General features: G+C 71.9%; 23 protein-coding genes. 13 read left to right on the forward strand and 10 right to left on the reverse strand.

Going from position 1 to position 22,447, the window contains the following annotated elements; genetic code table 11:
• Window positions 1-112: 112 nt before the first annotated feature.
• The 3 genes from ACPEEZ_RS13455 to ACPEEZ_RS13465 are packed head-to-tail and all read right to left on the reverse strand — an operon-like array spanning window position 113 to window position 3,572.
• Window positions 113-895 carry a glycosyltransferase gene (locus tag ACPEEZ_RS13455; RefSeq protein ID WP_423920040.1) on the reverse strand — a complete coding sequence of 261 codons (783 nt, stop codon included), beginning with the start codon at window positions 893-895 and terminating at the stop codon, window positions 113-115.
• A complete protein-coding gene (locus ACPEEZ_RS13460; protein ID WP_423920043.1) occupies window positions 892-2,409 on the reverse strand; it encodes a PIG-L family deacetylase in 1,518 nt (505 codons plus the stop codon). The genes ACPEEZ_RS13455 and ACPEEZ_RS13460 overlap by 4 nt, the downstream gene beginning before the upstream one ends.
• Window positions 2,403-3,572, reverse strand: a complete 1,170-nt coding sequence (locus ACPEEZ_RS13465; protein WP_423920046.1) for an acyl-CoA dehydrogenase family protein — start codon at window positions 3,570-3,572, stop codon at window positions 2,403-2,405. The genes ACPEEZ_RS13460 and ACPEEZ_RS13465 overlap by 7 nt, the downstream gene beginning before the upstream one ends.
• A 269-nt stretch (window positions 3,573-3,841) precedes the next feature.
• On the opposite strand from ACPEEZ_RS13465, the gene ACPEEZ_RS13470 reads away from it, so the two are divergent.
• Both ACPEEZ_RS13470 and ACPEEZ_RS13475 read left to right on the forward strand, forming a co-directional pair.
• Entirely contained in the window at window positions 3,842-4,039 is a 198-nt protein-coding gene (locus ACPEEZ_RS13470; RefSeq protein ID WP_423920049.1) for a DUF3073 domain-containing protein, read from the forward strand.
• Between the two features lie 11 nt (window positions 4,040-4,050).
• Window positions 4,051-4,425 (forward strand): VOC family protein, encoded by a 375-nt coding sequence (locus ACPEEZ_RS13475; RefSeq protein WP_423920051.1) that lies wholly within the window; start codon window positions 4,051-4,053, stop codon window positions 4,423-4,425.
• 61 nt (window positions 4,426-4,486) lie between these two features.
• On the opposite strand, the gene ACPEEZ_RS13480 is transcribed toward ACPEEZ_RS13475, so the two are convergent.
• Window positions 4,487-4,681, reverse strand: a complete 195-nt coding sequence (locus ACPEEZ_RS13480; protein WP_423920054.1) for a hypothetical protein — start codon at window positions 4,679-4,681, stop codon at window positions 4,487-4,489.
• 108 nt (window positions 4,682-4,789) lie between these two features.
• Window positions 4,790-5,914, reverse strand: a complete 1,125-nt coding sequence (purM, locus tag ACPEEZ_RS13485) for a phosphoribosylformylglycinamidine cyclo-ligase (protein ID WP_423920056.1) — start codon at window positions 5,912-5,914, stop codon at window positions 4,790-4,792.
• 71 nt (window positions 5,915-5,985) lie between these two features.
• Here purM and purF point away from each other — a divergent pair, with 71 nt between their 5' ends.
• The 3 genes from purF to ACPEEZ_RS13500 all read left to right on the forward strand — a co-directional run bounded on the left by purF (window position 5,986) and on the right by ACPEEZ_RS13500 (window position 9,971).
• Complete coding sequence (purF, locus tag ACPEEZ_RS13490; RefSeq protein WP_423920059.1) at window positions 5,986-7,446, forward strand: amidophosphoribosyltransferase; 1,461 nt, start codon at window positions 5,986-5,988, stop codon at window positions 7,444-7,446.
• A gap of 138 nt (window positions 7,447-7,584) precedes the next feature.
• On the forward strand, window positions 7,585-8,415 hold the full coding sequence (locus ACPEEZ_RS13495; protein WP_423920061.1) for an ABC transporter ATP-binding protein: 831 nt from the start codon (window positions 7,585-7,587) through the stop codon (window positions 8,413-8,415).
• Window positions 8,397-9,971, forward strand: a complete 1,575-nt coding sequence (locus tag ACPEEZ_RS13500; protein WP_423920064.1) for a transporter — start codon at window positions 8,397-8,399, stop codon at window positions 9,969-9,971. Before ACPEEZ_RS13495 ends, ACPEEZ_RS13500 begins: the two co-directional genes overlap by 19 nt.
• 130 nt (window positions 9,972-10,101) lie before the next feature.
• On the opposite strand, the gene ACPEEZ_RS13505 is transcribed toward ACPEEZ_RS13500, so the two are convergent.
• Window positions 10,102-10,470: a hypothetical protein gene (locus ACPEEZ_RS13505; protein WP_423920067.1), complete on the reverse strand. Its 369-nt coding sequence runs from the start codon at window positions 10,468-10,470 to the stop codon at window positions 10,102-10,104.
• An 82-nt stretch (window positions 10,471-10,552) separates the two neighbouring features.
• Window positions 10,553-10,924, reverse strand: a complete 372-nt coding sequence (locus tag ACPEEZ_RS13510) for a sterol carrier family protein (protein WP_423920070.1) — start codon at window positions 10,922-10,924, stop codon at window positions 10,553-10,555.
• 130 nt (window positions 10,925-11,054) lie between these two features.
• On the opposite strand from ACPEEZ_RS13510, the gene purD reads away from it, so the two are divergent.
• The 4 genes from purD to ACPEEZ_RS13530 all read left to right on the forward strand — a co-directional run bounded on the left by purD (window position 11,055) and on the right by ACPEEZ_RS13530 (window position 15,163).
• Entirely contained in the window at window positions 11,055-12,323 is a 1,269-nt protein-coding gene (gene purD / locus ACPEEZ_RS13515) for a phosphoribosylamine--glycine ligase (RefSeq protein ID WP_423920073.1), read from the forward strand.
• On the forward strand, window positions 12,320-13,249 hold the full coding sequence (locus ACPEEZ_RS13520) for a phosphoribosylaminoimidazolesuccinocarboxamide synthase (protein WP_423920076.1): 930 nt from the start codon (window positions 12,320-12,322) through the stop codon (window positions 13,247-13,249). Before purD ends, ACPEEZ_RS13520 begins: the two co-directional genes overlap by 4 nt.
• A gap of 96 nt (window positions 13,250-13,345) precedes the next feature.
• Window positions 13,346-14,248 carry a VOC family protein gene (locus ACPEEZ_RS13525; protein ID WP_423920078.1) on the forward strand — a complete coding sequence of 301 codons (903 nt, stop codon included), beginning with the start codon at window positions 13,346-13,348 and terminating at the stop codon, window positions 14,246-14,248.
• A 312-nt stretch (window positions 14,249-14,560) separates the two neighbouring features.
• The gene (locus tag ACPEEZ_RS13530) at window positions 14,561-15,163 is read left to right on the forward strand and encodes a GNAT family N-acetyltransferase (RefSeq protein ID WP_423920081.1); all 603 of its coding nucleotides are present in this window, start codon (window positions 14,561-14,563) and stop codon (window positions 15,161-15,163) included.
• A gap of 83 nt (window positions 15,164-15,246) precedes the next feature.
• On the opposite strand, the gene ACPEEZ_RS13535 is transcribed toward ACPEEZ_RS13530, so the two are convergent.
• Window positions 15,247-16,749 carry a catalase gene (locus ACPEEZ_RS13535; protein ID WP_423920083.1) on the reverse strand — a complete coding sequence of 501 codons (1,503 nt, stop codon included), beginning with the start codon at window positions 16,747-16,749 and terminating at the stop codon, window positions 15,247-15,249.
• Between the two features lie 61 nt (window positions 16,750-16,810).
• Window positions 16,811-17,317 carry a Fur family transcriptional regulator gene (locus tag ACPEEZ_RS13540; RefSeq protein WP_423920086.1) on the reverse strand — a complete coding sequence of 169 codons (507 nt, stop codon included), beginning with the start codon at window positions 17,315-17,317 and terminating at the stop codon, window positions 16,811-16,813.
• A gap of 186 nt (window positions 17,318-17,503) precedes the next feature.
• On the opposite strand from ACPEEZ_RS13540, the gene ACPEEZ_RS13545 reads away from it, so the two are divergent.
• Window positions 17,504-18,589: a hypothetical protein gene (locus ACPEEZ_RS13545; RefSeq protein WP_423920088.1), complete on the forward strand. Its 1,086-nt coding sequence runs from the start codon at window positions 17,504-17,506 to the stop codon at window positions 18,587-18,589.
• 135 nt (window positions 18,590-18,724) lie between these two features.
• Here ACPEEZ_RS13545 and ACPEEZ_RS13550 read toward each other — a convergent pair whose 3' ends face one another.
• Window positions 18,725-19,678 carry a ribokinase gene (locus ACPEEZ_RS13550; protein WP_423920091.1) on the reverse strand — a complete coding sequence of 318 codons (954 nt, stop codon included), beginning with the start codon at window positions 19,676-19,678 and terminating at the stop codon, window positions 18,725-18,727.
• Window positions 19,679-19,783: 105 nt separating this feature from the next.
• On the opposite strand from ACPEEZ_RS13550, the gene ACPEEZ_RS13555 reads away from it, so the two are divergent.
• From ACPEEZ_RS13555 to purQ, 3 genes are all read left to right on the forward strand, one after another.
• Window positions 19,784-21,088, forward strand: coding sequence for an acyltransferase family protein (locus tag ACPEEZ_RS13555; protein WP_423920094.1), 1,305 nt, complete (start codon window positions 19,784-19,786; stop codon window positions 21,086-21,088).
• A gap of 365 nt (window positions 21,089-21,453) precedes the next feature.
• Window positions 21,454-21,738, forward strand: coding sequence for a phosphoribosylformylglycinamidine synthase subunit PurS (locus ACPEEZ_RS13560; protein ID WP_423920097.1), 285 nt, complete (start codon window positions 21,454-21,456; stop codon window positions 21,736-21,738).
• On the forward strand, window positions 21,738-22,433 hold the full coding sequence (purQ, locus tag ACPEEZ_RS13565; RefSeq protein WP_423920099.1) for a phosphoribosylformylglycinamidine synthase subunit PurQ: 696 nt from the start codon (window positions 21,738-21,740) through the stop codon (window positions 22,431-22,433). Before ACPEEZ_RS13560 ends, purQ begins: the two co-directional genes overlap by 1 nt.
• Window positions 22,434-22,447: the final 14 nt, after the last annotated feature.

Genomic DNA, 22,447 nt, shown 5'->3' on the forward strand with positions numbered 1-22,447 from the left:
GGCGCCCTCGCTACACCCCCTAACCGGAGCTACACCCCCTCCGTAGGGGGTGTAGCTCCGGAAAAGGGGTGTAGCGCCAGGGCGGCGGCGGGCGCGCGGCACGCGCGCGTGCTCAGCTCAGGGTCGCGACGTAGTCGGCGAAGCCGCCCGGGGCTCGACCCGACCGGCGGCCCGACGTGACGACCGGGGTCGACGCGACCCGCGCCTCCTCGACGCCCGACTCGCGCAGCGCCCGGACGAGCAGCAGGTCCTCGTGCAGCGGCACGTCGGCGAACCCCCCGGCCGCGATGTACGCCGTCGCCCGCACGCCCAGGTTCGCGCCGAAGACGTGGTCGTGCCCCGGCTCGAACAGGTGCGACGCGCGCCAGACGGCCATGACCGACTCGGGTACGTCGTCGCTGTCGGGCTCGACCGTCCCGACGACGAGGTCGGCGCCGGTGTCGGCGAGCGCCCGATGCTCGCGCAGCCAGTCAGGCGGGACGATGCTGTCGGCGTCGGTGTTGGCGATCCAGGTGGTCGGCAGCATCGGCACGGCCATGCGGGCCAGAGCCGCAGTGACGCCCATCCGTCGGGCACCGCCCGCGCGGCCGAGCTCGGACACGACGATCTGCGCGCCCGAAGCGGTCGCGATGCGCTCCGAGTCGTCGCTGCTGCGATCGAGCACGCAGACCACCCGGGTCGGCACGTCGACGCGGTCGCAGGCGACGGCGATGGCGTCGAGGGCGCGGCCGAGCAGGGTCTGTTCGTCGCGGATCGGCACGACGACCACGATCTCGGTGAGCGGCTCGACGGTCGCTGCCGTGCTGGGCACCTCGGCCGCGTCGTCGACCTCCCCGGTCGCGGCCGTCGCGCCCGGGCTCGTCGGCACGGGCAGGGTCGACGCCTGCCCGCTCATGCGAGCCCCGTCTCTTCGGCGACCGAACGCCCCGGAGGCCGCGAGAACACGTCCAGCACGAAGTCCTTCTCCTCGTGCGTCACCGTCCGCACGAGTTCGCCGCGCGCCCGGAACGCCGCCGTGACCTCGTCGCCCGACAGCGGGTACTCGTCGACGTCGTGCCGCCAATGGCAGGTCACGACGACGCCGTCGTCCGTCAAGGACCCGAGGAGGCGCGAGATCAGCACCCCGAGATCGGCTTCCGACAGGTAGTACCCGACCTCCGACACGACGATCAGGTCGAACCGCCCGTCGGGCCACTCGTGCGGCAGGGTGCGCTGCTCGAACACGACGTGGTCGCGACCCGCGAGGCGTTCGCGGGCGCGGCGGAGGGGTGCGGCCGCGATGTCGGTCGCGAGCAGGTGGTCGACCCGGTCGGCCAGCTCGTCCGTGAAGACGCCGATCGAGCAACCGAGTTCGAGGGCCGACGCGAAGCGCTCCCGGGGCAGCGCGGCGAGCGTGACGGCGCGTTTGCGCGTCTCGTACCAGCGCGTCTCGAAACCCCACGGGTCGGGGGCGTCGCCGTAGAACTCGTCGAAGAAGGGGGCCGGGAGGCTGTCGCGCGCGGCACCGGCGAGCCCGCTGTCGCGACGGGCACCGGCGTCGGCGCCGCTGTCGCGCGAGGCGTCGGCGTCGGCACCGGCGTCGGCGTCGGCGTCGGCGTCGGCGTCAGCGCCCGCCGGCGTGCCGCCCGTGCCGAGCGTGTTCTCGACGAACACCTCGACCGGGCGTGCGAAGTGCTCGAGGAGGCCCGGTGACAGGATCGCCTCGTCGCCCCGCGCCTCCGACAGGGGCTTGTTCTGCGTCACGTGCCGCGCGAGCGCACGCTGCTTGGCCGCTCTGACCGCCTCGTCGAGCGGCAGCACGAGGGCGTCCGACCAGGGCACGTCGTCGGCGTCGGGCCGGGACCAGTGCCACGCCCAGATCGGGAACGACAGCGCCACGACCCGCGGCTCCCCGACGAACCCGGCCGCGGCGGCCGCGCAGACGTCGGCGACGGCCGTGTGGTCGGGGTGGCCGTCGTCCGACCAGGTGCCGACGAGCAGCACGTCGCCGCCCGACACGGGCAGCGCGGCGAGCTCGGCGTCGACCACGGCCGAGAGATCGAGGGTGTGGTCGCGCAGCGAGCCGTCCGGCAGCCCGACGAACCGCACGTCGGCATCGGGGGCGAGCTCAGCGACCGCATCGCTGACCTCGAATCGGCGGAGGCGCGCGAGCTCGTGCGGCACCGTGCTGGGCGACTCGGGGTGCGAGTTCTCGCCGTCCGAGGCCACGATCACGACGATGGGCAGACCCCGGGCTCCGGCCACGGCGATGAGTCCGCCCGCGCCGAGGGTCTCGTCGTCGGGGTGCGCGGCGACCACGATCAGGCCCGTCACGCGGTCGAGCTCGAGGCGGCGGGCGGCCTGCCAGGGTGCGCGCTCGGCCCAGCGCGCCTCCGGGGTGCCGCGGTCCAGATGACTGAACGTCACCATGACGTTCCTTTCTCGAGCAGGGTGCGGCCGAGGACGGCGTCGTCCCGGTCGGAGTGGTGCTGCCGCAGATAGAGGGAGAGATCGGCGACCCGACGCGCGTGCTCGGCGTCGAGGGCGAGCGGAGCGGGGCCGAGGGCGCGGGCCACCCGGGTGATGACCGACTCGCACGCCTCGGCGACGATCAGGCGGGTGCGCTGCGCGAGCAGGGCGCCGGCCGCACCGTCGGCCAGACCGGCGTCGATCTGACGGGCGGCGTCGGCGAGCGCGAGGCGGGCCGTGGTGAGCGCGGCGTCGACCGCTCCGATCGCGAGGAGTCCGATCTGATCGGGCTCACGTCGAGCGGCCGCTGCGGTGAGGGCGCGGGCGATGCCGACGGCGCCGCCCCACCAGCACGCGGCGACGCCGATGCCACCCCAGGCGAAGCCGTCGCGCTGCAGGTACCAGCCTGCCTCGCCGACGGCCGTGGCCGGGACGTCGTCGAACCGGACCGGACCGCTCTCGACCGCTGCCAGCCCCGTCGCGTGCCAGGAGTTCTCGAGCACGTGCACCCCCGCGTGGCGCAGGTCGACCGCGAACAGCCGACGCTCGCCGTCGGGCAGCCAGGCCGTGACGAGGGCGGCATCGAGCCGCCCTGCCAGGGAGCACCACGGCTTCGTCCCGTTCAGGGTCCATCGAGGAGGCGCGGTGTCGGTCTCCCCGGAGCCGCCGGTCCGCCCCGGGGTCGCGTCGTCGCCCGTGGCCGCCTGTGCCTCGAGGCGCATGCCCGGCCCCTCCGCCGCGAAGACGCCCCAGGTGCGATCGGTGTCGCGGGGGGCGCCGGGCCGGCCGAGCTCGCCGGTCGCGGCCTGCTCGCCGAGCTCGCCGGTCGCGGCCTGCTCGCCGAGGATGGCGAGCGCGTCGAGGTGCGGCTCGACGATGCGGGCGACGGTGACGTCGACGGCGGCGATGCTGCCGAGCAGGGACCACAGCTCGTCGGTGGAACCACGGCCCGGCAGCGGTGCCTCCCTGCCCAGGCGGCGGGCGAGGTCGAGGCCGGAGCCGACGTCCCCTCCGGTCGCGGCGACGTCCCGCGCCGGGTTCGACCCGGACTGGCCTTGCCGCTCGTGCCCTCCGTCGGGGTCGGTGCGCAGGCTGACGCCTCGCGGTTCGGGCAACTCCGGCATGGCTCCGCCTCACATCGTCCCGGCTCGACGTCGGGACTCCGACAGTAGGCCGTGCGGCTGCGCGCCGTACCCCCTTGCCTGGCGACCCGACCTCGTGCGAGCGCCCGCGCCTCCGGGTCCATCGCCCGTGATGGGGTGCCCAGGTGGCGCGCGGCAGCCGAGGGCAGGGTCACATGATAAGCTCAGGCCCAGTTTTGTAACTGTCACCTGTCGGTCCTTCCCGGTTCGTCCGACACCGCTTCCGGGCCTAATTCACGAGGGGGTCACGCATGGGGCGCGGCCGTCAAAAGGCAAAGCACACCAAGGTCGCCAGAGAGCTGAAGTACTTCAGCCCTGACACCAACTACGGTGCGCTCGAAAAAGAGCTCGCGAGCAAGAGCGACTCCGGCGACGAATACGTCGACAAGTGGGCCGACGATTTCGATGACGACTACGAGACCGGTCACGACCAGAACAAGAGCGCGTAGGCGCTCGAACCATGTCTCTCGTCTGGGAACAGGTCATCGTCGATGCTCGTCGTCCTGTCGCCCTCGGGCGCTGGTGGGCCGACGCCCTCTCGTGGGTGATCGTCGACGGCGCTGACGCGGACGACGACGACACGACGACCGACTTCGAGATCCGCGCGTCGGCCGACGCGCTGCCCGGCCTGCTGTTCGTGCCGGTCGACGACGTCAAGACGGTCAAGAACCGTCTGCACCTCGACTTCCGCCCCGACGACCAGGCCGCCGAGGTCGCGCGCTTCGAGTCACTCGGGGCACGCCGCACCGACGTCGGCCAGAGCGACGACGTCTCGTGGGTCGTACTGACCGACCCCGAGGGCAACGAGTTCTGCATCCTCGGCTCGCGCCGGTAGCGCCTGCCGGCGGCGAGAACCTCGTTCTGCGGCCGCGCGGGCAGCAGCAGCAGCAGCAGCGCTACTGGAAGAGCGACCCGACGATCGGCAGCAGCCCGACGACCATCACGGCGACGAGCCCGACGGCCGTCAGCGCGGCGACCTTGCGACCGCCCGTGATCGGCGTGTAGTCAGGCTGGCCGGCCGGAGTCGACTCGGGGAGGCGCGAGGCGGTGTCCGCGCTGAGGCCGGTGTGGTGCAGAGGGGTGGTGCTCATGGTCGACTCCTTCGTCGCCGCATCCTGGCGTCGTCGTCAGGAGCCCCGCCGAGACGGCGGTCGGGCAATGCTACGCCCCCGACCGCGTGAACACCAGGAGACCCCGAGTCAGCCCCGGTACCCGCCGACCAGCCGCACGGCTCCGCCGTCGACCCCCTTGGCGCCCTGCTCGAACCCGCTCAGGTCGCGCACCGATGTCGAGACCGTGCCGATCTGCCAGGTGTCGATGCCCTCCGCCGACAGCGCGGCGGTGACCGCGGCCGCCCGGGCCGCGTCGACGACGGCGATCATGCCGATGCCGAGATTCCACGTGCCCTCGCTCGACTCGAGCGTCGAGCCGGCCAGGTCGCTCAGCACCCGGAACACGGGCAGTGGCGACCACGTCGCGCGGTCGACCTCGGTCCACGACCCCTGCGGCAGCACGCGTGCGAGGTTGGCCGCGATGCCGCCGCCGGTCACGTGGCTGAGCGCGTGCACGGCCCCGTCGAGCGCCGGGTCGTCGAGCACGCGCAGCAGCGGGCTCGTGTAGAGGCGGGTCGGCTCGAGCAGTGCCTCGCCGAGCGGGCCGCCGAGCTCGTCGAGCGTGTCGCCGTAGCCGAGGTCGCGTGAGGCGAGGATGTGCCGCACCAGCGAGAAGCCGTTCGAGTGCACGCCGGACGACGCCATGGCCAGCACGACGTCGCCGTCGCCGACCAGGTGCGGGCCGAGCTGCTTGCCCGATTCGACGGCGCCGACGGCGGCACCCGCCACGTCGTAGTCGTCCGGCCCGAGCAGCCCCGGGTGCTCCGCCGTCTCGCCGCCGACGAGGGCCGTGCCGGTGGCCGAGCAAGCGCGCGCGATGCCCTCGACGATGGACGCGATGCGGCTCGGCACGACCCGGCCGCACGCGATGTAGTCGGTCATGATGAGCGGCCGGGCGCCGACCACGACGATGTCGTCGACGACCATGCCGACGAGGTCCTGGCCGATCGTGTCGTGCTTGTCGAGCGCCTGGGCGATCGCGACCTTGGTGCCGACGCCGTCGGTCGACGTCGCGAGCAGCGGCTTGTCGAAGTCTTTCAAGAAGCTCACGTCGAACAGCCCGGCGAACCCGCCGACGCCGCCGACGACGCCGGGGCCGTGGGTGGCCGAGACGGCCGCCTTCATGAGTTCGACGGCGCGGTCGCCCGCAGCCGTGTCGACGCCCGCGGCAGCGTAGGAGGCGCTGGCCGAGCTGGAGGGAGTGGTCACCATTCGTTCATCCGTTCGGTGGCATGGCAGACTGACGCGGTAACCCCAACTCTACGGTCTGGAGCCAGATCCGCATGTGCGGCATCGTCGGTCTCGTCGCGCACGAGCCAGCAAATCAACTCGTCTACGACTCGCTTCTGCTTCTGCAGCACCGGGGTCAGGACTCCACCGGAATCGCCACCGCCGAGGGCGGGGTGTTCCACTCCCACAAGACCCGCGGGCAGGTGCGCGAGTCGTTCCGCACCCGCGACATGCGCGCCCTGCTCGGCAACATGGGGCTCGGCCACGTGCGCTACGCGACCAAGGGCGCGGCGACCAACGAGCAAGAGGCGCAGCCGTTCTACGTGAACGCGCCCTACGGCATCGTGCTCGTGCACAACGGCAACCTGACCAACACGCGCGAGCTCACCAGCGAGCTGTTCCACATCGACCGCCGTCACCTCAACACGAACAGCGACACGGAGCTGCTCGTCAACGTCCTGGCGCACGAGCTGCAGGAGCAGGTCAACGGTCACGAGCTCGATCCCGACCAGATCTTCGCGGCCGTGTCCCGCGTGCACGACCGGGTCCAGGGCTCCTACGCCGCGATCGCGATGATCGCCGGTCACGGCCTGCTGGCCTTCCGCGACCCGTTCGGCATCCGTCCGCTCGTGCTCGGCCGCCGCCTCGCGACCGACGGGGTCCGCGAAGAATGGATCGTCGCCTCCGAGTCGCTCGTCCTCGAGTCGGGCGGCTACGAGATCGTCCGCGACGTCGCCCCCGGCGAGGCCGTCTTCGTGTCGCTCGACGGCCAGATGGTGTCGAAGCAGTGCCACAGTGCACCGCGCCTCATCCCCTGCTCGTTCGAGTACGTCTACCTGGCGCGACCCGACTCCGTCATGAACGGCATCTCGGTCTACGACGCGCGCCTCCGACTCGGCGACCGCCTGGCCGACACGATCGCGCGGCACTCGCCGATCGGCGACGTCGACGTGGTCATGCCGATCCCCGACTCGTCGCGGCCCGCGGCCATGCAGGTCGCCCAGAAGCTCGGCATCGAATACCGCGAGGGCTTCTACAAGAACCGCTACGTCGGTCGCACGTTCATCATGCCCGGGCAGGCGGAGCGCAAGCGGTCGGTCCGTCAGAAGCTGAACGCCATGTCGAGCGAGTTCAAGGGCAAGAACATCCTCATCGTCGACGACTCGATCGTGCGCGGCACGACCTCGAAGGAGATCGTCGAGATGGCGCGCGCCGCGGGAGCCAACAAGGTCACGTTCACGTCCGCCGCGCCTCCGGTGCGGTTCCCGCACGTGTACGGCATCAACATGCCGACGCGGCAGGAGCTCATCGCCCACGACCGCAAGATCCCCGAGATCGCGCGCGAGCTCGGCGCCGACCACCTCATCTACCAAGAGGTCGAGGACATGCGCTCGGCGATCACCGAGGGCAGCGATGTGACCGATCTCGAGATGAGCTGCTTCACCGGCGACTACGTCACCGGCACGGTCTCGCCCGAGTACCTCGCCTGGGTCGAGGCCAACCAGCTCAGCTGACGACGGCCCCGAGGAGGCACGGTGCGGCGACAGCGCACCGCACGTTCCGTATCGGGCCGACGCTCTCGTCCGAATCCCCCGCCGGGCTCACCCCCGTGGGGGATTCGCCCTGTCGCGGGCCCTCCCTAAGCTGTCTGCATGAGCGACCCCACCAGCGCCGTTCCTCCGTCCCCGATCGTGCCGAGCCCTGGCGTCCGGCCCGACCCCGCGTCGTCCGCGCCTGCCCTCGAGATCACCGGCCTGCGCAAGGCGTTCGGCCCCAAGGTCGCCGTCGACGGGCTCGACCTCGTCGTGCCGGCCGGGTCGTTCTACGGTCTCGTCGGGCCGAACGGCGCCGGCAAGACGACGACGCTCTCGATGGCGACCGGTCTGCTGCGCCCCGATGCCGGGGCCATCTCGCTGCTGGGTGTCGACGTCTGGCGCGATCCCGTCCGGGCCAAGGCCCTGGTCGGCGTGCTCAGCGACGGCGTCGCCCTCTTCGACCGCCTCAGCGGCGAGCAGCTCGTCACGTATCACGGTCTGCTCAACGGCATGGATCGCCAGACCGTCGCGACCCGTACGGCCGATCTGCTCCGCCTCCTCGATCTCGAACAGGCGGGCGGCACGCTCGTCGTCGACTACTCGGCCGGCATGACCAAGAAGATCGCGCTGGCCTGCGCGCTGATCCATGCACCGCGCCTCCTCGTGCTCGACGAGCCGTTCGAGTCGGTCGACCCGATCTCGGCGGCGAACATCCGCGACATCCTGCACGGCTACGTCGACGGCGGCGGCACCGTGATCGTGTCGAGCCACTCGATGGACCTGGTGCAGCGCATGTGCGACCACGTGGCCGTCATCGCGGCCGGGCGTGTGCTGGCCTCCGGCTCGGTCGACGACGTCCGACACGGCTCGACGCTCGAAGACCGTTTCGTCGAGCTCGTCGGCGGTCGTCAGCACAGCGAGGGGCCGTCGTGGTTGCGCACCTCCTGAGGCTGCGGCTGCGCGTCATGGGCAACACGCTCATGCGCAACAAGTGGCAGCTCGTCGGCGTCATCGTCGGTGCCCTCTACGGCCTCGGCATCATGACCGCCGTCATCGCGGGGCTGATCGCCCTGGCATTCGCCCCCGAGAAGTGGGCGTGGACGGTCGCGGTGCTGGGCGGCAGCGTCACGGTGCTCGGCTGGCTCATCGTGCCGCTCGTGACCCACGGCATCGACCAGACGCTCAGCGTCGCGAAACTCCGCGGGTTCCCGATCCCGCCGCGGCGACTGCTGGTCACGCTGCTCGTCTGCGGCGTCCTCGGCATCCCCGGCATCGTGACGGCCCTCGCGGCCCTCGCCACCGCACTCAGCTGGATTCGCCACCCGCTCTCGGCGCTGGTCGCGATCGTCTGCGCCGCCCTGGCCGTGCTGACCTGCGTCGCGGGCTCGCGGGCCTTCGAGTCGTTCAGCTCGGCCCTCGGCTCGAAGCGTCGCTACCGCGAGGTGATGAGCGTCGCCATCTTTGTGCCGCTGTTCCTCGCCGGGCCCATCTTCCTGCTCGCGGGGTCGGGGCTGGCGACCATCGGCGGCGATCTGCCGCACATCGCCCGCGTGCTGTCGTGGTCGCCGCTCGGCGCCGTCTGGTCCGCGCCCGGCGACCTCGCGCTCGGGCGCCCGCTCGAGGCGCTGGCCAAGTTCGGCATCGCCCTCGTCGTGCTCGCGGCGCTGCTCGCCCTGTGGGGCCGCAGCATCCGCGTGTCGCTCGTGACGCCTCCGTCGTCCGGAGGCGCGGCGACGGCCAAGGGGCTCGGTGCGTTCCGATGGTTCCCGGCCACGCCGACCGGCGCCGTCGCCGCGCGAGCGCTCACGTACTGGCTGCGCGACCCGCGCTACGGAGGCTCGCTCATCGTGCTGCCGCTGCTGCCGGTGCTCGCGATCTTCCTGTCGGTGACGGGCGGCAGCACCTGGACCCTGCTCGCGATCGGGCCGGCCATCGCCGCCCTGCTCGCGATCACGCTCTCGGCCGACGTCTCGTACGACGGCACGGCCTTCGCCGCGCACTTGTCGACGGGCCTCCCCGGCGCGGCCGATCGCGGGGGCCGGGTCCTCGCGATGGCCATCTGGGCCGTCCCCGTCGTGATCGTGGCGACCGTCACCCCGGTGGCGGTGTTGGGCGACTGGGTGCGGCTCCCCGCGCTGCTCGGGGTCTCCCTCGGGGTGCTGCTGACCGGGTTCGGGGTCTCGAGCATCCTGTCGGCGCGCATCCTGACCCCGGTGCCGAAGTCGGGCGAGAGCCCGTTCAAGACGCCGCCCGGGGGCGGCCTGTCGACGACGCTCCTGTCGCTCGGCGGGTGGGCCGCGGTGTTCGTCGTATCCCTGCCCGAGCTCGTGCTGGCCGTGTTCTCGTTGATCTACAGCGACGTGCTGCTCGGCCTGATCTCCGTGCTGGTGGGGCTCGCCCTGGGTGTCGCGGCGACGATCGTCGGCATCAGACAGGGCGGGCGGCTGCTCGATCGGCGCGGACCCGAGCTGCTCGCGCAGCTGCAGCGCGGCGTCGGCGCCTAGGGCGCTCCGCACGCCGGCCGGCCTGCCCGCCGGTGTCCTGTTGCGTTCGCGTCATCGTGTCCTGTTCGGACACCACACGACGCCGCGAACGCCACACGACGCGGTCGCGCCGCGGGGAAGAAACCCCGGCTCAGGCCCGGGGCTCGACCTCACCCTCGATGACCTCGTCCGACTCGGGCGGGTCGACCTGGCGGCGCTCGACCTCGATGCGGCGAGCGCGACGGCTGGCGCGGCGGTCGACGATGACGGCGACGATGCCGCCGAGCAGGGCGCCGACGGCGAGCCCGTACAGCGCGAAGTAGCCGAAGGTGGCGGCCATGCCGACGCCGTCGTCGAACGGGAACAGCGCGGTCAGCACGAACGAGACGACGAGACCGACGAGTGCACCGGTGATGACGAACACCATGACCTTGGGGGCGCGCCGCACCGTGACCTCGTCGCGCGACGGCACGCCCTCGTCGTCGGGCTGGCTCTGCGGTGTCTCGGGTGCGGTGCTCACCGGTCCATTGTCCCAGAGCGCGCTGGGGCTCCCGTCCGCGCCCGCAGGGGGCCGTCCCGTCGTGCGAGGCGGGTGCCGCGGGTCACCAGCGGATCGGCAGGTAGCCCCGCAGGTCGGCCCGGCTGCCCGACGCCGACACGATGCCCTGGGCGCGAGCGTCGTCCCACGTGAGGGTCCCGGTCGCGAGGGCGACGAACGTCGCCGCGTCCGTCTCGACGACGTTCGGCGGTGTGCCGCGGGTGTGACTCAGGCCCTCTCGGAACTGCACGGCCCCGAACGGCGGCACCCGCACCTCCACGGTCGCTCCCGGCTCACCGTCGGCGAGCGTCTGCAGCAAGAACCGGACGGCCGTCGCCGTCGTCGTACGATCCGCGCGGTCACCGTTCGCGGTCGCGGCGGTCACCGCGGCGACGGCTGCGGCGCCTGCCGCGGTCTCGATCCTCGCCTTGGCCATCTGCCCAAACTAGCGCTGCGGGCTCGACTCGCCCGCGCCTCCTGCCGTCGACTCCTCCCCACGACACGAGGAGGCACGGGTCGTCCACACACGGAGTCCCCGCCCCGGGTGGCTGGGTAGGGTTGCTCCCGTGCGAATCCTCGTCCTCGGCTCCGGTGCTCGTGAGCACGCCATCATCACCGCCCTGCTCCGCGAAGACGCGGGGCACCACATCGTCGCGGCCCCCGGCAACGCCGGCATCGCCCGCCAGGTCGAGGTCGTGCACCTCGACCCGTCGAACGGTGCCGTCGTCAGCGAGTACGCGCTCGAGAACGACATCGAGCTGGTCGTCGTCGGGCCCGAGGCGCCACTGGTCGCCGGGGTCGCCGAAGCGCTGCGCAATCGCGGCATCCCGGTGTTCGGCCCCGGCAAGAAGGCGGCCGCCCTCGAGGGCAGCAAGACGTTCGCCAAGCGCATCATGACCGAGGCGGGCGTCCCGACGGGTCGCGCGACCCGCGTCGGCACCCTCGACGAGGCACTGGCCGTGCTCGACGACTTCGGCTCGCCCTATGTCATCAAGGCCGACGGGCTGGCGGCCGGCAAGGGCGTCATCGTGACCGACGACCGCGACGCCGCGGTCGAGCACGCGACGTACTGGCTGCAGCACGGCCCGATCCTGCTCGAGGAGTTCCTGGACGGCCCCGAGGTCAGCCTGTTCTTCATCAGCGACGGTCACGCGGTCGTCCCGCTGAGCCCGGCGCAAGACTACAAACGTCTGCTCGACGGCGACGGCGGCCCGAACACGGGCGGCATGGGCGCGTACTCGCCGCTGCCCTGGCTCGCCGACCGGTTCGGCAGCGAGAAGGACTTCATCGACGAGGTGCTCGACACCGTCGCCGTGCCCACCGTGCGCCAGCTCGAGACCGAGGGCACGCCGTTCATCGGCCTGCTCTACGCCGGTCTCGTGCTGACCGAGCAGGGCATCCGCGTGATCGAGTTCAACGCACGCTTCGGCGACCCCGAGACCCAGGTCGTGCTGCCCCGACTGCTGACCCCGCTCAGCGGGCTGCTGCACGCCGCGGCGACGGGTGCGCTCGGCAATTTCGAGTCGCCGCGGTTCTCGCCGACGGCGGCCGTGACGGTCGTGCTCGCGAGCGAGGGCTACCCCGAGGCCGCGATCAGCGGGCGACCGCTCTCGGGGCTCGACGACGCCCTGGCGGTCGCCGGTGTGCACATCGCCCACGCCGCGACGGCGAAGCTCGACGATGCCCTCGTGGCGACCGGCGGCCGCGTGCTCAGCGTCGTCGCCGAGGGCTCCGACTTCGCCGAGGCGCGGGGCCGGGCCTACGAGGCCCTGTCGAAGATCGGGCTCGACGGCGGCCAGTACCGCCACGACATCGCCGAGCGGGTCGCGCGATGACGTCGGCGCCCGTACTGCCGGGCTGGCGTCACGTCTACTCGGGCAAGGTGCGCGATCTGTACGTGCCCGACCCCGAGACCGCGGAGCACGAGGCCGACGGCTCGTCACCCGCCGCCCGGCCGACCGCCGACCTCGACACGGCGTCGGCTGTGCTCGTCGTCGCGAGCGACCGCGTGAGCGCGTACGACCACGTGCTCGAGCCGGGTATCCCGGGCAAGGGCGCGCTGCTCACCCAGCTGAGCCTCTGGTGGTTCGCCCAGCTCGTCGAGGTGCCGAACCACCTCCTCGACCCGACCACGGCGCCGATCACCATCCCCAGCCAGGTGCGCGACCGGGCGATGCTGGTCACGCCCCTCGACATGTACCCGATCGAGTGCGTCGTGCGCGGCTACCTCGTCGGCAGCGGTTGGCTCGAGTATCAGCAACACGGCACCGTGTGCGGCATCGCGCTCCCCGAGGGGCTGCACGACGGTGACCGGCTGCCCGAGCCGATCTACACGCCCGCCTACAAGGCACCGCTCGGCGAGCACGACGAGAACATCTCGTTCGAGCGCACCGTCGAGCTGGTCGGGGCCGACGTGGCCACGGCCCTGCGCGATGCGTCCCTCGAGATCTACAACCGCGCCTCCTCGGTGGCCGAAGCCCGCGGTGTGATCCTCGCCGACACGAAGCTCGAGTTCGGGGCCGACCGCGGCACCGGCGAGCTGACACTCGGCGACGAGGTGCTGACGAGCGACAGCAGCCGCTTCTGGGAGGCCTCGGTCTACGCCGAGACCGGGCGCACCGAGAGCTTCGACAAGCAGATCGTCCGTGACTGGCTGTCCGCGAACTGGGACAAGACGGGCGAGCCCCCGGTGCTGCCCGACGAGATCGTGGCGACGACCTCGGCGCGCTACCGCGAGCTGATCGACAGACTCACGTCGTAGTCGGTCAACGCGACGCGCCGGAATATCCACCGCGGCCTGGTCGTTGTTTCGGTGACACGTCATCGATATGGTGTCGTGAGCCCGGAGGAGACCCGCATGACCACCTCGAATGACAGCGCACGCACGGCCGACCTGCTCGCCGCCGACACCGGCATGGGCGCCGTCACCTTGCGCGTCGCCGACCTCGACGCGATGACCGCGTACTACCGCGATGCCGTCACGCTGACCGTGCTCGCGACCGATCCGACCGCTGCCGGGGGCGCTCAGGCCGTCCTCGGCCGCGGAGCAACCCCGATCGTGATCCTGCAGCACGCCCCCGAACTCCGCCATGCGGGGCCGCGGGAGGCAGGGCTGTTCCACACCGCGATCCTGTTCGAGACCGAGGCCGACCTCGCGGCGGCCGTGTACTCCGTCGCGAGCCGGTATCCGCAGTCGTTCACCGGCAGTGCCGATCACCTCGTCAGCAAGGCGTTCTACTTCGACGACCCCGAGGGCAACGGCATCGAGCTCTACTGGGATCGCGACCGCACGGAGTGGTCGTGGACACACGGCCAGATCGACATGGCAACCCTCGCGCTCGACCCGAACGCGTTCTTGCAGTCCGCCATCACCGAGGAGGCGCTGGCCGGCACCGCGGGACGCCCCGCGACCGTCGGCCACGTCCACCTCAGCGTGGGCGACGTCGAGGCGGCGCACCGGTTCTACGTGCAGCAGCTGGGCTTCGAGGCGACGACCCGTTTCGGCCCGCAGGCCCTGTTCGTCAGCGCCGGCGGCTACCACCACCACATGGCCATGAACACCTGGCGGAGCGCCGGAGCCGGCCGCCGCCAGCTCGCCCTCGGGCTCGGGCTCGTCCGCATCGAGGTGCCGACCGCCGACGACCTCGGTGCCCTCGGCGAGCGCCTGGGCCACTACGGCGTGCGCACCCGCGACGACGGCCGCACGGTCGCGTTCGACGATCCCTGGCTCAACCAGATCCACGTGACCGCCCGAGGCTGACCGCCGTGAGCCCGAGCGCCAGGGCGCTCGGCGCTGGCGTCGCGGCGATGCTCCGCATCGCCCTGAGCTCCAGCGCGCTGGCTCAACCAGATCCACGTGACCGCCCGAGGCTGACCGCTGTGGGCCCGAGCGCCAGGGCCCTCGGCGCTGGCGTCGCGGCGATGCTCCGCATCGCCCTGAGCTCCAGCGCGCTGGCTCAACCAGATCCACGTGACCGCCCGAGGCTGACCGCTGTGGGCCCGAGCGCTTCCGCGGGGCCCCACCGCGAACCCAACCTGACCGCGCCCCGCCCCGCGCGCCTACGGTGAGGTGATGCCGGATCAGGACGCCCCTCCCCCGCCCGAGTACCGCCCGCAGATCTCGCTCGAGCGCGAGGGCGATCTCACGCTCGACGACCACGAGGCGATCGGGGCCATGCTCGGCCGGGCACTGCCCGACCACGACCACTGGTTCCTCGGGGGACGCAGCTGGCTCGGCCTCCAGCCCGAGCTCCGCGTCGTCGCCCGCTCCGGTGACGTCGTCGTCGCCCATGCCGGGCTCCGACGCGTGTTCGTCCGCGTCGGCGACACCGAGCGACTCGTCACGTCCGTCGGCCTCGTCGCGGTCTCGCCGATCCTCCAGGGCATGGGCGAGGGCACGCGTCTGCTCGCCGCGGTCGACGAGGCGCTCGCCCTGCTCGGCGGCCACCCCGGCGTGGTGCTCGCCCCGGAGTCGGTGACCGGCTTCTTCACGCGGGCCGGCTGGCTGCCGCTCGAGTCGGTCACGGGCGGCGCCCGCACGGGGCACTTCTCGGCCGCGAGCGCCGACGGAGCAGGGCTGCGGGTCAGCGAGGACTCCGGCTGGCTGACGCGTGCGTCCTCCGCCCGCGCCTCCTGGCCCGACGGCGACCTGCACTGGAACTCGCAGCTCGTCTGATCGCCCCGCGAAAACCCCGAAACGCGAAGGAGGCGCGGTGCCCGCCGAACGGACACCGCGCCTCCTCGAGGCATCGCCTCTTGCTACTGCAGGACTCCGACCGTCGCCGGGTCCTCGTTCGAGCCGGGCGCCGACGGCTGCACGCCGGCGGCCACGCGGGCGCCGAGGTCGGCGTCGACGTTCGTCCAATACTCGAAGATGCGCGGCAGCAACTCGGGCACGGTGACCTTCGACACGTGTCCGACGATGTTCGCCACCATGCGGTCACGCTGCTCGTCGTCGAGGACGTCGCGGTACAGCGCCCCGGCCTGACCGAAGTCGTCGTCCTCGGCGTGCAGGGTGACGGCCGAGCGGGTGAGCTCACCGTCGTTCTCCCAGCCGCCGGTGTCACCGGCCGCCTCGGGCGAGGCCACGGCCCCACCCACCGAGTTCGGGGCGTAGACCGGCGTGGTGGCCGACGAGAAGTGGTAGCGCGCGGCGCCGTCCTTCGAGTACGAGTTCACCTCGGTCTTGGGCAGGTTGACCGGCAGCTGCGCGTGGTTCGTGCCCACGCGGTAGCGGTGCGCGTCGGCGTAGCTGAAGATGCGCGCGAGCAGCATCTTGTCGGGGCTGGTCGCGATACCGGGCACGAAGTTCGACGGCGCGAAGGTCGCCTGCTCGATCTGCGCGAAGTAGTTCTCGGGGTTGCGGTTGAGCTCCATCGTGCCGACCTCGATGAGCGGGTAGTCCGCGTGCGGCCACACCTTCGTCAGGTCGAACGGGTTGAAGCGGTAGGTCGCGGCGTCGGCGTACGGCATGACCTGCACCGAGAGCGTCCAGGTCGGGAACTCCTCGCGGTCGATCGCCTCGGACAGGTCGCGGATGTGGAAGTCGGCGTCCTCGCCCGCGATGCGGTCGGCGTCGGCCTGCGTGAGGATCTCGTTGCCCTGGTTCGTCTTGAAGTGGTACTTGACCCAGAAGCGCTCACCGGCCGCGTTGATCCACTGATAAGTGTGCGAGCCGAAGCCGTCCATCATCCGCCACGAGGCGGGCAGACCGCGGTCGCCCATCAGCCAGGTGACCTGGTGGGCCGACTCGGGCGAGAGCGTCCAGAAGTCCCACTGCATGTTGTGGTCGCGCAGGTGCGAGCCCGGCAGGCGCTTCTGGGAGTGGATGAAGTCGGGGAACTTGATGCCATCGCGGATGAAGAACACGGGCGTGTTGTTGCCGACGAGGTCATAGTTGCCCTCGCTCGTGTAGAACTTCAGCGCGAAACCACGCGGGTCGCGCCACGTGTCGGGGCTGCCCTGCTCGCCGGCCACGGTCGAGAAGCGGGCCAGCATCTCGGTGCTGACACCGGGCTGGAACAGTGCGGCACGGGTGTACTGCGACACGTCGCCCGTGGTGGTGAACGTGCCGAACGCGCCGCCGCCCTTAGCGTGGACGATGCGCTCGGGCACCTTCTCGCGGTTGAACTGCGCCAGCTTCTCGACGAGGCGGTGGTCGTGCAGCACGATCGCGCCGTCGGGGCCGACGGACTGCGAATGCGCGTCGCTGGCGGCGGGCGCCCCCGACTCGGTGGTCGTGATCTTCTTCTGGTCGGTCACGGTGACTCCTTTGTGAAGCGGGTTGTGCGGTGGGACGGGAAAGAAAGGGAAGAAGGGCCGCTCAGGAGGCGCGAGCCGGCATCGACTCGGCCAGGGCCTCGTCGTCGGCGTCCCGGCACGTCGGGCAGAGCCCCCAGAACGTCACCTCGGCGCTCTGCACGAGATACCCCGCGTCGTGCGACGGCGTGAGGCATGGAGCCTCACCGACGACGCAGTCGACGTCGGCGACGTTGCCGCAGACCGAGCAGACGATGTGGTGGTGGTTGTCGCCGATGCGGCGCTCGTAGAGCGCCGATGAGCCGGCGGGCTCGATGCGGCGCAGCAGACCGGCGCCGGTCAGCGCCGCGAGGACGCCATAGACGGCCTGCACCGAGGTGCCGGGCAACTCGACGGAGACCCGGGCGAAGATCGCATCGGCCGACAGATGGGACGACGACCCAAGGGCCCGCAGCACCGCCACACGAGGGCCGGTGACCCGCAGGCCCACGTCGCGCAGCACGGAATCGTGCAGCAACGAGTCCCGCAGCACGGCCTCGTGCGGGGTCTCGTTCGGTGCGGTCGTGGTCATGATGCGACCTTAGCGCCTTCCCTTGACCCATTCAAAACAACACGGGTCATACGGAGGTGATGCACAGACCACCCGGCGGCACGGGAGACCACCCGGTCCCCCTCTTGGGGGACATCGCCGATCGGCAGTACCGTCCGGTCATTCGACGCGAAGGCGCGCCGATCAGCCGACAGTCAGGAGAACCCCATGCGCCGTCCCCTCCTCGCCGCGACCGCCACGATCGCCACCGCCGTGGCCCTCGCGGCCCTCGGCGGATCACCCGCTCTCGCAGCCCCGCCCACGGCGTCCGGTCAGGCAGCGTCGTCCACCGCCGCGCGCACGTCTCCGACGAAACCCGGCGCGCGCCCCGTCTTCGTCTTCGCCGTCCGAGGCGGCTCCGTCGTGAAGGTCAGGACGACCGGAGGCGCGGCCACGACGGTCGCCCCGGTCGAGGACGGCTATGTCATCGACCGGGCCGGCGACGTGTTCACGTACGACGCCGCGGCCGGTGTCGTCCGCGAATACCCGGCCTCGGGTTCGGCGTCGTTCCCCGTGATCACGGATGCGCCCGGCGGGACGGACCCGCAACTCGACGCCGAGGGCAACGGCTACCTGCGGTTCGGCGACCAGGTCGTGCGCTACCCGCTCGACTCGCGACCCACCGGGGTGGTGGCCTCGCTGCCGACCGGCACGGACGACGTCGTCGTCGCGCCCGACGGTTCGGTCCTCGCGTTCAGCGGCGGCTTCGGCACCGAGCAGGTCACGACGTTCCCGCCCGGCGGCGGTACGCCGAACGTCCGTGCCATCGGTTCCGGCTACCAGGCGACGATCGACACCCCCGAGGTCGACTCGCGCGGCGCGATCTACCACTACTCGATCAACTCCGGGGCGAGCGGCAACCGCTTCTACGAGAAGATCGCCCTCGACGGCACGGTGACGCCGATCGGGACGCACCTGTCCTACGAGGCCGGAGCCCTCGGCCCCCAGGGCTTCTCGCTCTTCGAGACCGCGTCCTGGTGCGCCGCGCCGTCCCTCGCGGGCCCGCACCCCTGCGTACCCGACCACCGGGCCACGACGCTGACCCGCTACGCGCTCGACGGCACGGCCACGACCGTCCCCGTCTCGGGCTACACCGTGCCGGACAACGGCGCGCAGGGCAGCATCTCGGTCGGCTCCGACAACGCGGTCTACGTCGCCACGTCGACCGGGCTGCTGAAGTACGCCGCGACGGGCGGCGCCCCGACGGTGCTGCTCCGCGGCGCGGTCTCGTCGCCGCACGTCGTCACCCCGTGAGCAGCGAGACCGTGAGTCGATGACGGCCGAGTCGACAGACCGGCTCAGGGACGATGAGGAGGCACGGGACGGTCGCCACCCCGTGCCTCCTCGTCGTCGTGGCAGGCGGCCGCACCGGGCCGCCGTGCGCCGTCGTCACCGCTCCGCGCGAGGGATCTGCACCAGGCGGCCGGCCGCGTCGTTCGCGGCCTCGGCGGCGTCGCGCAGGGACGACCCCGCCGACAGGGCCGCGGCGAGCACGCCCGCGAACTCGTCGCCGGCGCCCGTCGAGTCGAGCGCGATGACCCGCGCCGACGCGGCGACGTGGTGCACACCGTCGACATCGGCGACGTAGGCGCCGCCGCCACCGGCCGTCACGACGACGGAGGTCGACACGTCGAGCAGGCGCTGTGCGACGTCCGCCGGCCGCCAGGCGGCTCCCTCGCGGACGGCCGAGCGCGAGCCCGGTGTCCCGACCGGTCGTGCCGCCTCGGCCTCGCGGAGCAGCGCCAGCCCCTCGGCCTGGTTCACGACGACGGGGTCGCACGCGGCCAGCAGCTCGGCGCCGATGGCCCGCACCGGGCTCGCGTTGAACACGAACCGGGCCGTGTTCGCACTGCACCACCGGGCCGCGGCGAGCAGCGCCTGCTCCGCGACCTCGTACTGGGCGAGCACCACGGCCGGGCGGAGGCGGTCGAGCTGCGCCGTGACGATCTCCGGCGTCAGCGCCTCGTTGGCGAGGGGCGACACGATGATGACGTTCTCCCCGTCCGGGGCCACGGCGATGAGCGCACGACCCGTGAGTCCGGAGGCACGGTGCACGCCCGAGACGTCGACCTCGTGGGTCGCGGCGTACGCGATCACCGTGTCGGCGACCGGATCGTCGCCGACCGCGGCGACGAGAGCCGTCCGCGCGTGGCGGGCCGAACCCAACGCCTGGTTCAGGCCCTTGCCGCCCGGCGCCTCCTCGTAGTCGGAGCCGAGGACGGTCTCGCCGGGGCGAGGGAAGTCGCGGACGCGGGCGACGAGGTCGAGGTTCACGGAGCCGACGACGACCACGGGGGTGGCGTCGCCGTCGATCGGGCTGACGGAGGAGGCATCGTTGCTCATGACACCATCTTGGCCGACCCGTGACGACTCCTCCCCAGGGAGGATTACGCCGCGCCTCGGTGGGGATATCGCACATCGGTGTGCCGACCTGTCTACGGTCGTCCTATGAGCACGATCACCAGCCCCGGGGCGGCGAGGCCGACACCCCCACCGGCGTCGATGCCCGACCTGTCCCGTCGCGATCTCGTCGTCGACCTTGCACGCGTCTGCTGCGTTCTGCTCGTGGTGGTCATCCACGTCGTCATGGTCGGGGTCGGGTTCGCCGACGACGGCTCGCTCGTCGTGACGCGGCCGGCGCAGGAGCAGTCGTGGTTCCCGCTGGTCACCTGGGCCGGGCAGGTCATGCCCCTCTTCTTCGTCGTGGGCGGATTCGCGAGCGCGACCGCGTGGGCGAGCACGAGGCGGCGAGGGGGTGACGCGGGCGACTACATCCGGGGGCGCCTGCTGCGCCTCGCCCGCCCGGCGAGCGCCGTGTTCGTCGTGCTCGCGCTGGCGCTCGTCGTCGCGCGGGCCATCGGAGTCGACCCCGGCCTGCTCGACGCGGTCGCCATCGGCGTCGGGTCACCGCTCTGGTTCGTCGCCGCGTACGGCATCACCCAGGTCTGCGTCCCCGTCATGGCGAGGCTGCACGCGACCCGTCCTCTCGCCACGTTCGCCGGGCTGGCGATCGGCGCCGTGCTCGTCGACGCGGTGCGCTACGCGACGGGCGTGACCGAGGTCGGGCTCGTCAATCTGCTCTTCGTCTGGCTGTTCGTGCAACAGCTCGGATTCGCGTATGCCTCCGGCTGGTTCCGCCGTCCGCCGCGCCTCGTGCTCGTGCTGGTGGCCGCTCTCGCCTACGCGTCGCTCGTCCCGTTGACCTCGATCGGGCCGTGGCCGACCGATCAACTCGCCGGGCTCAACCCGCCCACCGTGCCCCTCATCGTGCTGGGCATCGCCCAGATCTGCGTCCTGACACTCGTCCACCCGCTGCTGTCCCGACTGATGGAGACGCGCGGCGCCCGCGCGTTCGTCTTCGTCGTCGGCAGCCGCGGCATGACGGTGTATCTCTGGCACGTCCCTCTGCTGGTGGCGCTCATCGGTGTGATGCTGCTCGTCGGCGCGCCCCTGCCGGCCCCCGCGTCGAGCACGTGGTGGTGGACGCGCATCCCCGTGACGGTCGTCGTCCTGGCGCTGGTCGGGTTGGTGTCCCTCGGTGCGGCCCGCCTCGAGCGGCCCCCGCGCACCGACGCCCCGGGGCGCCGACGACCATCGGGCGGTGTGATCGCGGTCGCGGCCGTCCTCGTCATCGGGCCCTCGTTCGCCGTCATGCAGCACGGGCTCGACGTCGTGAACGCGATCGCCGGGGCCGTCGGCATGCTCGCGGCGATCTGGCTGCTCGGGCGCAGCAGGCCGACGCGCTCCGTCTGACGGTGCCGGTGCCGGTGCCGGTGCCGGTGCCGGCACCCGACAAGGGTGATGCCCGGCCGCTGGGGGAAACGGCCGGGCATCAGACGGTCTCGGGCGGATCAGGAACCCTACGACCGATGAGCGGTGGAAGGCCCGATCACAAGACCTGTAACTCCAACCGCTGAGACCATGCTCCGGTGGCATCCAATGATTGCGCTGGGAAGAACCTCGGGCCGGGCTGTCAATCGCGACCGCCGCCTCCTCGGCTCCCGCGCCTCCCTCGGGCCTGCCCCGAGCCGCCCCCGAAGCCGTGCCCCGCAGCCCGCGCGACCGCTGCCGGTAGACTGACCGCGTCCATCCGCTGACGCCTTCTCGCAGGAGTTCCCGTGCCCACAATCGTCGTCGAGGTCATGCCCAAGGCTGAACTGCTCGACCCCCAGGGCAAGGCCGTCGCCGGCGCCCTGGCCCGTCTCGGTCTGTCCGATCCCGCCACGAACGGCGCCGCGCTGACCGACGTCCGCATCGGCAAGCGTTTCGAGGTCACGGTCGAAGGCGAGGTGACGGACGCGGTGCTCGCCGACGTCTCGCGCCTGGCCGACGACATGTTCTCGAACTCCGTGATCGAGGACGTCGTGTCGATCACGGTCTTCGACGACGCGCCGACCGCCTGATGCGCGTCGGGGTCATCACCTTCCCGGGGTCGCTCGACGACCGCGACGCCCAGCGCGCCGTCCGCATCGCCGGCGGCGAGCCCGTCGCCCTCTGGCACGGCGACCACGACCTGCAGGGGGTCGATGCGATCATCCTGCCCGGTGGTTTCAGCTACGGCGACTACCTGCGCGCCGGTGCCATCGCCTCCTTCGCCCCGATCATGACCGAGGTCGTCGACGCCGCGAACAAGGGCGTCCCCGTGCTCGGCATCTGCAACGGGTTCCAGATGCTGGCGGAGGCGCGGCTCATCCCGGGTGCGCACACCCGCAACGCGCATCAGCAGTTCATCCGCCGTGACCAGCGCCTGCGCGTCGAGAACGCGTCGACCGACTGGACGAACGGCTTCACCGCCGGTCAAGAGATCACGATCCCGCTGAAGAACGCCGACGGCCGATTCATCGCCGACGCCGAGACGATCAAGCGCATCGAGGGTCAGGGCCAGGTCGCCTTCCGCTACGTCGGGGTCAACCCGAACGGGTCGATGGACGACATCGCCGGCGTCTCGAACGAGCGCGGCAACGTCGTCGGCCTCATGCCGCACCCCGAGCACGCCGTCGAGCCCGGCTTCGGCCCCGACACCCCCGCCGCCATGTCGAGCGGCGTCGACGGCCTCACCTTCTTCACGTCCGTCATCCAGAAAGCGCTGGCCCTGTGAGCTCCGACAACACC

Source organism: Frigoribacterium sp. 2-23 (assembly GCF_049601585.1).
In the GTDB taxonomy this organism is placed as follows: Bacteria; Actinomycetota; Actinomycetes; order Actinomycetales; family Microbacteriaceae; genus Frigoribacterium.

Bases quoted from the DNA above. Each gene is read 5' to 3' on its own strand.
- ACPEEZ_RS13455 (WP_423920040.1), bottom strand. From the start codon at position 895: ATGAGCGGGCAGGCGTCGACCCTGCCCGTGCCGACGAGCCCGGGCGCG.
- ACPEEZ_RS13460 (WP_423920043.1), bottom strand. From the start codon at position 2,409: ATGGTGACGTTCAGTCATCTGGACCGCGGCACCCCGGAGGCGCGCTGG.
- ACPEEZ_RS13465 (WP_423920046.1), bottom strand. From the start codon at position 3,572: ATGCCGGAGTTGCCCGAACCGCGAGGCGTCAGCCTGCGCACCGACCCC.
- ACPEEZ_RS13470 (WP_423920049.1), top strand. From the start codon at position 3,842: ATGGGGCGCGGCCGTCAAAAGGCAAAGCACACCAAGGTCGCCAGAGAG.
- ACPEEZ_RS13475 (WP_423920051.1), top strand. From the start codon at position 4,051: ATGTCTCTCGTCTGGGAACAGGTCATCGTCGATGCTCGTCGTCCTGTC.
- ACPEEZ_RS13480 (WP_423920054.1), bottom strand. From the start codon at position 4,681: ATGAGCACCACCCCTCTGCACCACACCGGCCTCAGCGCGGACACCGCC.
- purM (WP_423920056.1), bottom strand. From the start codon at position 5,914: ATGGTGACCACTCCCTCCAGCTCGGCCAGCGCCTCCTACGCTGCCGCG.
- purF (WP_423920059.1), top strand. From the start codon at position 5,986: ATGTGCGGCATCGTCGGTCTCGTCGCGCACGAGCCAGCAAATCAACTC.
- ACPEEZ_RS13495 (WP_423920061.1), top strand. From the start codon at position 7,585: ATGAGCGACCCCACCAGCGCCGTTCCTCCGTCCCCGATCGTGCCGAGC.
- ACPEEZ_RS13510 (WP_423920070.1), bottom strand. From the start codon at position 10,924: ATGGCCAAGGCGAGGATCGAGACCGCGGCAGGCGCCGCAGCCGTCGCC.
- ACPEEZ_RS13520 (WP_423920076.1), top strand. From the start codon at position 12,320: ATGACGTCGGCGCCCGTACTGCCGGGCTGGCGTCACGTCTACTCGGGC.
- ACPEEZ_RS13525 (WP_423920078.1), top strand. From the start codon at position 13,346: ATGACCACCTCGAATGACAGCGCACGCACGGCCGACCTGCTCGCCGCC.
- ACPEEZ_RS13530 (WP_423920081.1), top strand. From the start codon at position 14,561: ATGCCGGATCAGGACGCCCCTCCCCCGCCCGAGTACCGCCCGCAGATC.
- ACPEEZ_RS13540 (WP_423920086.1), bottom strand. From the start codon at position 17,317: ATGACCACGACCGCACCGAACGAGACCCCGCACGAGGCCGTGCTGCGG.
- ACPEEZ_RS13545 (WP_423920088.1), top strand. From the start codon at position 17,504: ATGCGCCGTCCCCTCCTCGCCGCGACCGCCACGATCGCCACCGCCGTG.
- ACPEEZ_RS13550 (WP_423920091.1), bottom strand. From the start codon at position 19,678: ATGAGCAACGATGCCTCCTCCGTCAGCCCGATCGACGGCGACGCCACC.
- ACPEEZ_RS13555 (WP_423920094.1), top strand. From the start codon at position 19,784: ATGAGCACGATCACCAGCCCCGGGGCGGCGAGGCCGACACCCCCACCG.
- purQ (WP_423920099.1), top strand. From the start codon at position 21,738: ATGCGCGTCGGGGTCATCACCTTCCCGGGGTCGCTCGACGACCGCGAC.